The 10,270-nt window shown below is 72.2% G+C and carries 8 protein-coding genes; 4 read left to right on the forward strand and 4 right to left on the reverse strand.

The features are described from left to right. The first annotated feature begins 1,256 nt into the window (after nucleotides 1–1,256). Nucleotides 1,257–2,459: an amino acid deaminase/aldolase gene (locus tag ADL12_RS48125; RefSeq protein WP_062715547.1), complete on the forward strand. Its 1,203-nt coding sequence runs from the start codon at nucleotides 1,257–1,259 to the stop codon at nucleotides 2,457–2,459. Between the two features lie 30 nt (nucleotides 2,460–2,489). On the opposite strand, the gene ADL12_RS48130 is transcribed toward ADL12_RS48125, so the two are convergent. The 4 genes from ADL12_RS48130 to ADL12_RS48145 are packed head-to-tail and all read right to left on the reverse strand — an operon-like array spanning nucleotide 2,490 to nucleotide 6,985. Beyond that, nucleotides 2,490–3,398: a DUF2510 domain-containing protein gene (locus ADL12_RS48130; protein ID WP_062715549.1), complete on the reverse strand. Its 909-nt coding sequence runs from the start codon at nucleotides 3,396–3,398 to the stop codon at nucleotides 2,490–2,492. Nucleotides 3,399–3,424: 26 nt separating this feature from the next. Further along, the gene (locus ADL12_RS48135) at nucleotides 3,425–4,216 is read right to left on the reverse strand and encodes a 3-oxoacyl-ACP reductase (RefSeq protein ID WP_062715552.1); all 792 of its coding nucleotides are present in this window, start codon (nucleotides 4,214–4,216) and stop codon (nucleotides 3,425–3,427) included. A gap of 7 nt (nucleotides 4,217–4,223) precedes the next feature. Further along, entirely contained in the window at nucleotides 4,224–5,606 is a 1,383-nt protein-coding gene (locus tag ADL12_RS48140) for an aldehyde dehydrogenase family protein (RefSeq protein WP_244188309.1), read from the reverse strand. Between the two features lie 8 nt (nucleotides 5,607–5,614). Beyond that, complete coding sequence (locus ADL12_RS48145; RefSeq protein ID WP_062715555.1) at nucleotides 5,615–6,985, reverse strand: glutamine synthetase family protein; 1,371 nt, start codon at nucleotides 6,983–6,985, stop codon at nucleotides 5,615–5,617. Nucleotides 6,986–7,090: 105 nt separating this feature from the next. On the opposite strand from ADL12_RS48145, the gene ADL12_RS48150 reads away from it, so the two are divergent. The 3 genes from ADL12_RS48150 (at nucleotide 7,091) to ADL12_RS48160 (ending at nucleotide 10,161) form a co-directional block, all read left to right on the forward strand. Continuing rightward, the gene (locus tag ADL12_RS48150; RefSeq protein WP_062715561.1) at nucleotides 7,091–7,837 is read left to right on the forward strand and encodes a FadR/GntR family transcriptional regulator; all 747 of its coding nucleotides are present in this window, start codon (nucleotides 7,091–7,093) and stop codon (nucleotides 7,835–7,837) included. 173 nt (nucleotides 7,838–8,010) lie between these two features. Then, complete coding sequence (gene eat, locus ADL12_RS48155; protein ID WP_062715557.1) at nucleotides 8,011–9,453, forward strand: ethanolamine permease; 1,443 nt, start codon at nucleotides 8,011–8,013, stop codon at nucleotides 9,451–9,453. 21 nt (nucleotides 9,454–9,474) lie between these two features. Next, complete coding sequence (locus ADL12_RS48160; RefSeq protein ID WP_062715559.1) at nucleotides 9,475–10,161, forward strand: gamma-glutamyl-gamma-aminobutyrate hydrolase family protein; 687 nt, start codon at nucleotides 9,475–9,477, stop codon at nucleotides 10,159–10,161. Nucleotides 10,162–10,270 lie beyond the last annotated feature (109 nt).

Raw genomic sequence — 10,270 nt, forward strand, 5'->3', positions numbered from 1 at the left:
CCGGCGGAACCATGCGCGGACCCGGCCATCGGCTGGGAAGGCGCGCTGGCAGGACCCTGCGCAGGCATGGCGCCCGGGTTCGATGGCGTACCGGCGGAAGCCTGCGTGAGGCCGGCGCCCGACTGAGGAGACGCCCCGGCGGGACCATGCGCGGACCCGGCCATCGGCTGGGAAGGCGCGCTGGCAGGTCCCTGCGCGGGCCTGGCGCCCGGCTGGGCAGGCGTGCCTGCGGGGAACGGGCGGTTGTCGGTCTCGGGCGGCGGCTCCGCGGGGATCGGACGGAGCCGGAAGGTGGTCTCCGCGGCGGTCTCGGCGGGGGCGCCCGTGCGGCGGGGCGTCGAGGGACGGTCGGCCGGGCGGGGCGGGGCGGTGGGTGCGGCCTGTCCGGTGCCCTCTTGGCGCAACGATCCGCCACTGTCGCGACGCCCGTCGCCGGCGTCGGCCCGCCCCGCCATGGGGGGCGCGTCCGGGAAGCGTGCCGAGGCACGGGGTGGGGGCGGGGACGTGGGGGCGTCTGTGGCTGTGGAGGCGTCTGCGCCCGCCTCCCTGGTGCCGGCGTCGCTGCTCCGAGGCGAGGGCACTGCACCTGAGCCGTCCGAGCCCGGCGATCCGGCCCAGGCACGCGGATCCGAGGTTCCGGCGCCGATGCCCTCGGTCTGCGGCGGCGCGGCGGCCTCGCCGCGCGACGGCACGGGACCGGCAGCCCCCCGCCCCACGCCGGCACCGCCACGCACCGCTCCCTGCGGCACCGAACCCGGTCCACCGCCGACACCGCCAGGCACCGGTCCCTCCGTTCGCGAACCCTCACCGGTCGTCCGCGTGGCCTGCGCGTCCGGGACCGTCTGCTCACCCTGTGTGTCGCCGGCCGTCGGCGGCTGCGCGGGTCTCGGCTGTGGTGCGGTCGGGCGGGGCGGGGTGGCGGGCGGTGGGGGTGCCGTGGGGCGTGGGGGGACGGGGGCGCGGCGCGCTTCCGTGCTCATGCACCCCCCGTTTCCTCGTGCCCGGGCCCATCCTCGTACGCGGGCCGTCGTCGCGTTGTCCGTCTGCCCGGCGCGGACTCGTCCGACCAGGCACGCATACCCGCACGGGCGGGGTGTCATCCGGGCGCGGTCGTGCGGCCGGGGCGTTCCCCACACATGCGTGCGCGTCACTCTACGGGTTGATCCTGAGCGAACGGGAACCAGTCCGGGACGCCGTGTGCATCTGCCCGGAACATCCCCCTACCCTGCGGTAATCCTGCATGGCAGGCTTCGTTCATGACTGCGCGCGCCGCCGACCGGGCCCGTTACGACCGGGCCACCGCCCCTCTCGAAGCCCCTCTCGCGATCGTGGACCTGGACGCTTTCGACGCCAACGCGGACGACATGCTCCGCCGCGCCGGAGGAAAGCCGATCCGTGTCGCCAGCAAGTCCGTACGCTGCCGTGCCCTGCTGGAGCGGGTGCTCGCGAAGGACGGGTTCGCGGGGATCATGTCCTTCACGCTCGCCGAGTCCCTGTGGCTGGCGCGGTCCGGGTTCGAGGACGTTCTCCTCGCCTATCCGTCCGCCGACCGCGCCGCGTTCGCCGAGCTGACCAGTGATCCCAAGCTCGCCTCCGCCGTCACCGTGATGATCGACGATCCGGCACAGCTCCGGTTCATCGACGAGGCCCGGGACGGCGGGCGTGAAGTCGTGCGGGTCTGCCTGGAGTTGGACACCTCGCTGAAGCTGCTCGGCGGGCGCGTGCGCGTCGGCGCCCGGCGTTCGCCGCTGCACTCCCCCGCCCAGGTCGCCGACATGGCCCGGGTCGTCGCCCGGCGGCCCGGGTTCGAGGTGGTCGGGATCATGGCGTACGAGGGGCACATCGCCGGGGTCGGGGACGCCGTCGCCGGGCGGCCGCTGCGGTCGCGGGCGATCCGGCTGATGCAGGCCACCGCGCGGCGTGAACTCGCCGAGCGGCGGGCCGAAGTGGTGCGGGCCGTGCGGGCCGTCGCCCCCGGCCTGGAGTTCGTCAACGGCGGCGGCACCGGGAGCGTGCAGTACACCGCGGCCGAGGACTGCGTCACCGAGATCGGAGCCGGGTCGGGGCTGTACGTCCCGCGGCTGTTCGACAACTACACGTCCTTCAGCGGGCGTCCGGCCGCCCTCTTCGCCCAGCCCGTCGTGCGCAGGCCGGGTGTGGGGGTCGTCACCGTCCTCGGCGGCGGGTACCCGGCGTCCGGGGCGCCCGGCGCCGACCGGCTGCCGGTGCCGTATCTGCCCGAGGGGCTGCGCTACGACCCCCAGGAAGGGCCCGGCGAGGTGCAGACGCCGCTGCTCGGCTCCCCCGCGGACGATCTGCTGATCGGCGACAAGGTGTGGTTCCGGCACGCCAAGGCGGGTGAGCTGTGCGAGCGGTTCGAGAAGCTCCACCTCATCGAGGGGGACTCGGTGACGGCCACCGTGCCGACGTACCGGGGTGAGGGGCACACCTTCCTGTAGCCAGTGCCCTGTGGCTCGGTTCCCTGTGGCTCAGTCCGTCGTGGGCCGGATGCCCCGGGTGAGGCGGTCCATGTCGGCCGGCGGCGGCCCGTCCTCGCCCGCGTCGAAGACGTAACGGACGATGACCGGCGCCTCGGTGCCGATGGGGGACGCGAAGGCGAGGGACTGGACGTATCCGCCCGGTCCCTCGGCGGTCCTGACCCGCCAGCGCACGAAGTAGCCGGTGCGGCCCGCCACCTTGACCTGGCCGGACTTGACGACCTGATGGGACTCGAGGCCGCCGAAGGGGCGCCGGCCGAAACGGTCGCGGTCGTAGGCCTCGCCGGCCGCCTGCTTGATGTCCGCCCTGGCGAGGGCCTCGAGGGACGCCTCGCCGTTCTGGGCCGCCGTGCGCGAGACGACCTTGCCGTGCCGGCAGAAGCCGAAGTCGTCGCCGGGGCATTCGTAGGTGCCGTCCGTGGCCATGAGGACGTCGGGCTCGGTGAAGGTCTGCGGCCTGACCCAGCCGTTGAGCAACGGCAGGGTGATGCCGTTGAGTTGGTCCACCACGACGGCCGGGTCGTCGGCGGAGGGCTCGGAGGTGGACGCCGACGGGGTGGGGGTGGCGGTGGCCGGCTCACTGGTCGCGGGCTCGGAGGTCGCGAGCGTCGGCGCGGTGTTCACCTCCGCGCCCCCGCCGTCCTCGCCGAGGACGATCGCGCCCGTGACGATCGCGGTGACCAGGACTGCTCCGGCGGCGGTGAGGGCGATGACCTTGGACCGCTGCGCGGAGGCATCACCGGCGGCCGGCGGACCGGGTACCGGCGGGCCGGGCGGCGTCGGCACCGGCGGTCCCGGAACCTCGGGAGCGCGCCGGTGCTCGGTCCAGGCCGTTCCGTCCCACCAGCGCTCCAGATGCGGGGCGGAGGGGTCGCGGTACCAGCCGGGCTGGGGTGTCATGCTCATCCCGGCCACTGTAGGACGGCCTACAGCGGCGTGACGTACGCCCCCGAGATTCCGCCGTCGACCAGGAAGTCGGTGGCGTTCACGAAGGAGGAGTCGTCGCTGGCCAGGAAGGCGACGGCGGCGGCGATCTCCTCGGCCTCGGCGAAACGGCCGACCGGAATGTGGACCAGGCGGCGCGCGGCGCGCTCGGGATCCTTGGCGAACAGCTCCTGGAGGAGGGGGGTGTTGACCGGTCCCGGGCACAGGGCGTTGACCCGGATGCCGTCGCGGGCGAACTGCACGCCCAGTTCGCGGGACATGGCGAGGACCCCGCCCTTGGAGGCGGTGTACGAGATCTGCGAGGTCGCCGCGCCCATCCGGGCCACGAAGGACGCCGTGTTGATGATGGAGCCCTTGCCCTGCTGCCGCATGTAGGGGATGGCGGCCTTGCAGCACAGGTAGACGGAGGTGAGGTTGACCTCCTGGACGCGCTTCCAGGCCTCCAGGCCGGTCTCCAGGATGGAGTCGTCGTCGGGCGGCGAGATGCCGGCGTTGTTGAAGGCGATGTCGACGCTGCCGTAGGTGTCGTACGCCGTCTTGAAGAGCGCCTCCACCTGCTCGGGGTCGGTGACGTCGACCTTCACGAAGATCCCGCCGACCTCCTCGGCGGCGGCCTTGCCGCGCTGTTCGTCGACGTCGCCGCAGACGACGTGCGCGCCCTCGGAGGCGAGGCGGCGGGCGGTGGCGAGGCCGATGCCGCTGCCGGCTCCGGTGATGACAGCCGTACGGCCCACCAGGCGGCGGCAGATGATTCCCTCGGTGTTGTCGGTCATGAGCGGCTCAGGCCTCCGTGCTCTCTGTGCTTTTCGTGCTGATGAAGACGTTCTTGGTTTCGGTGAAGGCGGTCAGGGCGTCCGGTCCCAGCTCGCGGCCGATGCCGGACTGCTTGAAGCCGCCGAAGGGGGTCCAGTAGCGAACACTGGAGTGGGAGTTGACGGACAGGTTGCCGGCCCGGACCGCCTGGGAGACGCGCAGGGCGCGGCCGACGTCACGGGTCCAGATGGAGCCGGAGAGGCCGTAGTCGGTGGCGTTGGCGAGCGCCACGGCCTCCGCCTCGTCCTCGAAGGGGAGGACGACGGCGACCGGGCCGAAGACCTCCTCGACGGCCACGCGCGCGTGCGGGTCGACGCCGGTGAGGACAGTGGGCGGGAACCAGAAGCCGGGGCCCTCGGGGGCCTTGCCGCGGATGCCGTCAAAGTCGTCGGTGACGTACGAACGGACGCGCTCCAGCTGGACCTTGGAGATCAGCGGGCCCATGTCGGTCTTCTCGTCGGCCGGGTCGCCGACCGTCACCGCCTCGATCGCGGGGCTCAGCAGCTCCAGGAGGCGGTCGTAGGCGGAGCGCTGGACGAGGATGCGGGTGCGGGCGCAGCAGTCCTGGCCGGAGTTGTCGAGGAAGGACATGGGGGCGGCGGCCGCGGCGGCTTCGAGGTCGGCGTCGGCGAAGACGATGTTGGGGCTCTTGCCGCCGAGTTCGAGGGTGACGCGCTTGAGGAGCGCGGAGCCCTTTGCCAACACCTGTTTGCCCACGGTCGTCGACCCGGTGAAGACGATCTTTGCGACGCCCGGGTGCTCGACGAGGGCGTTGCCCGCGACGGGACCGTGGCCGGGCAGCACCTGGAACAGGCCCTCCGGAAGCCCGGCCTCCAGGGCGAGTTCGGCCAGCCGCATTGCGGTCAGTGGGGTCGTCTCGGCGGGCTTGAGGATGACCGCGTTGCCGGCCGCGAGCGCCGGCGCCGTGCCCCAGGCCGCGATCGGCATCGGGAAGTTCCAGGGCGCGATGACCCCGACGACGCCGAGCGGTTCGAGGATCGTCACGTTCAGGCCGCCGGGCACGGGGATCTGGCGGCCGGTCAGCCGCTCCACTCCCCCGGCCGCGTAGTCGAGCAGATCGCGGACGTTGCCCGCCTCCCAGCGGGCGTTGCCGACGGTGTGCCCGGCCTCGCGGACCTCCAACTGGGCGAGCTCTTCGAGGTGTTCGTCGACGGCGACGGCGAACCGGCGCAGCAGCCGGGCGCGTTCGCCGGGCGCGAGGGCGGCCCACCCGGACTGCGCCAACGCGCCGCGTACGACGGCGGCGTCCACGTCGGCCGCGGTGGCGGCCGGGACGGTGGCGACGACCTCTTCGGTGGCCGGATTGAGTACCTGGAGCTGGTCGGACAAGAAGGGCCTCACATGCGTTCGAAGGAGCGGCGCAGCTCCCAGTCGGTGACCGCGGCGTCGAAGGCGTCCAGCTCGACGCGCGCCATGTTGCGGTAGTGCGCGACGACCTCGTCGCCGAAGGCGGCCTTGGCGATCGGGCTGTTCTCCCAGAGCTCGGCGGCCTCGCGCAGCGTCGTCGGGACGTGCTCGAAGTCGGCGGCGTAGGCGTTGCCGGGGCACGGCTCGGGCAGCTCCAGCTTCTGCTCGATGCCGTAGAGGCCGGCCGCGACCAGTCCGGCCACGGCGAGGTGCGGGTTGACGTCGCCGCCGGGGAGCCGGTTCTCGAAGCGCATCGAGCGGCCGTGGCCGACGACGCGCAGGGCGCAGGTGCGGTTGTCGTAGCCCCAGGCGACGGCGGTCGGGGCGAAGGAGCCCGGCTGGAACCGCTTGTAGGAGTTGATGTTGGGAGCGTAGAGCAGGGAGAAGTCGCGCAGGGCGGCCAGCTGTCCGGCGAGGAAGTGCCGCATGACCTCGGACATGCCACCGGGGTCGTCCGAGGATCCGGCCATGGCGTTGTTCCCGGCCGGGTCGGCGAGCGAGAGGTGGATGTGGCAGGAGTTGCCCTCGCGCTCGTTGTACTTGGCCATGAAGGTGATCGAGACGCCCTCCTGGGCGGCGATCTCCTTGGCGCCGGTCTTGTAGACGGCGTGTTGGTCGCAGGTGACCAGGGCGTCGTCGTACTTGAAGGCGATCTCGTGCTGGCCGGGGTTGCACTCGCCCTTGGCGGACTCGACGGTGAGGCCGGCGCCTGTCATCTCGTTGCGGATGCGGCGCAGCAGGGGCTCGATGCGTCCGGTGCCGAGGACCGAGTAGTCGATGTTGTACTGGTTGGCCGGGGTCAGCCCGCGGTAGTTCGCGTCCCAGGCCTGCTCGTAGGTGTCCTTGAAGACGATGAACTCCAGCTCGGTGCCGACCTTGGCCGTGTACCCGTGCTCGGCGAGGCGTTCCAGCTGGCGGCGCAGGATCTGGCGGGGTGCGGCCACCACCGGGGAGCCGTCGTTCCAGGCGAGGTCGGCGACGAGCATGGCCGTACCGGCGTTCCAGGGCACTCGGCGGAGCGTGGCCAGGTCGGGGTGCATGGCGAAGTCGCCGTAGCCGCGGTCCCAGGAGGACATGGCGTAGCCGTCGACGGTGTTCATCTCGGTGTCGACGGCGAGGAGGTAGTTGCAGCCCTCGGTGCCGTGGTGGAGCACCTCGTCGAGGAAGAAGCGGGCGGCGAACCGCTTGCCCTGGAGCCGCCCTTGCATATCGGGGAAGGCCAGGACGACAGTGTCGATCTCACCGCTCGCGACGAGGGCATGCAGCTCCTCGACGCTCAGCGGGGGTGTGCGGTCTGCCACGGGAGAGCCTCCATTCGGCTTACTTCGGTCAGCCGGAAGCCATAAGGTATTGCCAAGGACCATTGATTGGGAAGGGGGTCCGGCCATATGTCGCAGTCCGACCACATGCCGCAGGCGGGCACGGAGCACGGGGCGCCCGGAGCCGACGACCGACTGACGTCGGTACTGCGGCCGGTGCGGGCGGGCAACGGCTTCGAGGAGGCCCTGGAGCAGATCCTCCAGGTCGTCCGGCTCGGCCTGGTGCCGGGCGGCGAACGGCTGCCGGCGGAGCGCGAGCTGGCCGACCGGCTCGGGATCAGCCGGGTGACGCTGCGCGAGGTGCTGAAGGTGCTCCAGGACCAGGGCCTGGTCGAGTCGCGGCGCGGGCGCTACGGCGGCACGTTCGTGCTGCCACGCCCCGAGACCCCGGGCGAGGAGGAGCTGCGCCGCCGGCTGAAGGACGTGGACGTCGAGGACGCGCTGCGCTTCCGCGAGGTGCTGGAGGTGGGCGCGGCCGGACTGTGCGCGGCGCACGGGCTGGACGAGGAGCAGACCGACCGGCTGCGCGAGGCCCTGGCCCGCACGCACGACGCCCCGCTCGCCGAGTACCGCCGTCTGGACACCCTGCTGCACCTGACGCTCGCCGAGCTGTCCGGCTCCCCCACGCTCACCGCCCAGTACGCGGCCGTCCGCGCGACCGTCAACGACCTGCTCGACTGCATCCCGCTCCTCGTCCGCAACCTGGAGCACTCCCAGCGGCAGCACACCGCCCTGGTGGAGGCCGTGATCGAGGGCAATGCCGAGTGCGCGCGGGAGATCATGCGCGAGCACTGCGGGGGCACGGCGGCGCTGCTGCGCGGCTTCCTCGGCTGAGCAGCCGCGTCACGTGCCGGTGAGCCAAGGTTTTACGGGCGATTAACGCAAGGGTATTGCCTTCCCGCGGCCGACACCGCAAAGGTGTGGATCCATTCCATTGAGCCGGAGCTCGGTCGACCCCACCGTGCCCGGAACTGCTCGGTGTCCGCCACCTCGTGGGGAGTCCACCCATGTCCCTGGAATCCACAAGCACACCCGCCCCCGAGGCGGACGACTATCTGGAGCGCAGAACGCTGCGCCGCGGCAGCGCCGGCTGGGTGCTGCTGACCGGCCTCGGCGTCGCCTACGTCGTCTCCGGCGACTACTCGGGCTGGAACTTCGGCCTGGCCGAGGGCGGCTTCGGGGGCCTGGCGATCGCCATGGTGCTCATGGGCGCGATGTACGCGTGCATGGTCTTCGCCCTCGCCGAGCTGTCCTCGATCCTGCCGACGGCGGGCGGGGGCTACGGCTTCGCCCGCCGGGCGCTCGGCCCGTGGGGCGGCTTCCTGACCGGTACGGCGATCCTCATCGAGTACGTCCTCGCGCCCGCCGCCATCGTCATCTTCATCGGCGACTACGTCGAGTCGCTGGGCCTGTTCGGGCTGGAGTCCGGCTGGCCGATGTACCTGGTCTGTTTCGCGATCTTCCTCGGCATCCACCTGTGGGGCGTGGGCGAGGCGTTGCGCTTCAGCTTCGTGGTCACCGGGATCGCGGTGGTCGCCCTGATCGTGTTCGCGCTGGCGGCGCTGCCCGACTTCTCCTTCGCGTCGCTGGACGACATCCCGGTCGACTCCTCGGCGGCGGGGTCGAACTCCTGGCTGCCCTTCGGCCTGCTCGGCATCTGGGCGGCGTTCCCCTTCGGCATGTGGTTCTTCCTGGGTGTCGAGGGGGTTCCGCTGGCGGCCGAGGAGACGAAGGAGCCGGCCCGTACGCTGCCGAAGGCGATCCGCTGGTCGATGGCCATCCTGGTGGTGCTGGCCGTGGTGACGTTCTTCGCGGCCGCCGGTGCGCGTGGCTCGGCGGCGATCCAGGAGGCGGGCAACCCGCTGGTCGAGGCGCTTCAGCCGGACGGCAAGGCCACGACGCTGAGCCGGATCGTGAACTACGCGGGCCTGGCGGGCCTGGTGGCGTCGTTCTTCTCCCTGATCTACGCGGGCTCGCGCCAGCTGTTCGCCCTGTCCCGCGCGGGCTACCTGCCCCGCTTCCTCTCCCTCACCAGCCGCCGCAAGGCGCCGTACCTCGGCCTGCTGGTGCCCGGCACGATCGGCTTCCTGCTGGCGGCGATGTCGGGGAACGGCGCCCGGATGCTGAACATCGCGGTCTTCGGCGCGACCATCTCCTACGCGCTGATGTCCCTGTCGCACATCGTGCTGCGCCGCCGCGAGCCGGAACTTCCGCGCCCGTACCGTACGCCGGGCGGGATGCTGACCTCCTCGGTCGCCCTGGTGCTGGCCTGTGCGGCGCTGGTGGCCACGTTCCTGGTGGACGTGACGGCCGCGTTGATCGCGCTCGCCGTGTACGTGGTCGCGATCGGGTACTTCGGCCTGTACAGCCGTAAGCGGCTGGTGGCGAGGGCGCCGGAGGAGGAGTTCGCGGCGCTGGCGGCGGCCGAGGCAGAGTTGGCACGGGACTGAAGCATCGACTGTGAGGGAGTTGTGGTGGCCAGGCCGTTGATCGGTGTCAGCACCTATCTGGAGTCCGGTGCGCGCTGGGGCGTGTGGGAGCTGGAGGCGGCGCTGCTGCCGGCCGGCTATCCGCGGCTGGTGCAGCGGGCGGGTGGCCTGGCCGCGATGCTTCCGCCGGACGACCCGGCGCACGCGGCCGCGGCCGTCGCCCGGCTGGACGGGCTGGTCATCGCGGGCGGTCCGGATGTCGAGCCGGTCCGGTACGGCGCGGAGCGTGAGCCCCGCACCGGGCCGGCGGCGCGGGAGCGGGACGCCTGGGAGCTGGCCCTGATCGACGCGGCGTTGGCCGCGGGCATCCCTCTGCTGGGGATCTGCCGGGGCATGCAGCTCCTGAACGTCGCCCTCGGCGGCACCCTCGTGCAGCACATCGACGGGCACGCGGAGGTCGTGGGCGTCTTCGGCAGCCACAGCGTGAAGCCGGTGCCGGGGAGTTTGTACGCCGGTGTCGTGCCGGAGGAGACGTCGGTGCCGACGTATCACCACCAGGCCGTGGAGCGTCTGGGTACGGGCCTGGTGGCGTCGGCGTACGCGGAGGACGGGACGGTGGAGGCGATCGAACTGCCCACTGCTCCCTGGACGTTGGGAGTTCAGTGGCATCCGGAGATGGGTGAGGATCTGCGGGTGATGCGGGGGTTGGTGCGGGCGGCTGGTGGCTGACGGGAGTTCTTCGCCCCCGCCGCCCCTACCCATTCCCGTCCCCTGGGGGCTGCCGCCCCCAGACCCCCGCTTCGGCCCTGAACGGGCCTCGTCCTCAAACGCCGGACGG

Source organism: Streptomyces regalis (assembly GCF_001509475.1).
Lineage (GTDB): Bacteria > Actinomycetota > Actinomycetes > Streptomycetales > Streptomycetaceae > Streptomyces > Streptomyces regalis.

What these genes read in the sequence shown, in the direction of transcription:
- ADL12_RS48125 (WP_062715547.1), top strand. Translation starts at nt 1,257, where the DNA reads ATGACTGCGCGCGCCGCCGACCGGGCCCGTTACGACCGGGCCACCGCC.
- eat (WP_062715557.1), top strand. Translation starts at nt 8,011, where the DNA reads ATGTCCCTGGAATCCACAAGCACACCCGCCCCCGAGGCGGACGACTAT.
- ADL12_RS48130 (WP_062715549.1), bottom strand. Translation starts at nt 3,398, where the DNA reads ATGACACCCCAGCCCGGCTGGTACCGCGACCCCTCCGCCCCGCATCTG.
- ADL12_RS48135 (WP_062715552.1), bottom strand. Translation starts at nt 4,216, where the DNA reads ATGACCGACAACACCGAGGGAATCATCTGCCGCCGCCTGGTGGGCCGT.
- ADL12_RS48150 (WP_062715561.1), top strand. Translation starts at nt 7,091, where the DNA reads ATGCCGCAGGCGGGCACGGAGCACGGGGCGCCCGGAGCCGACGACCGA.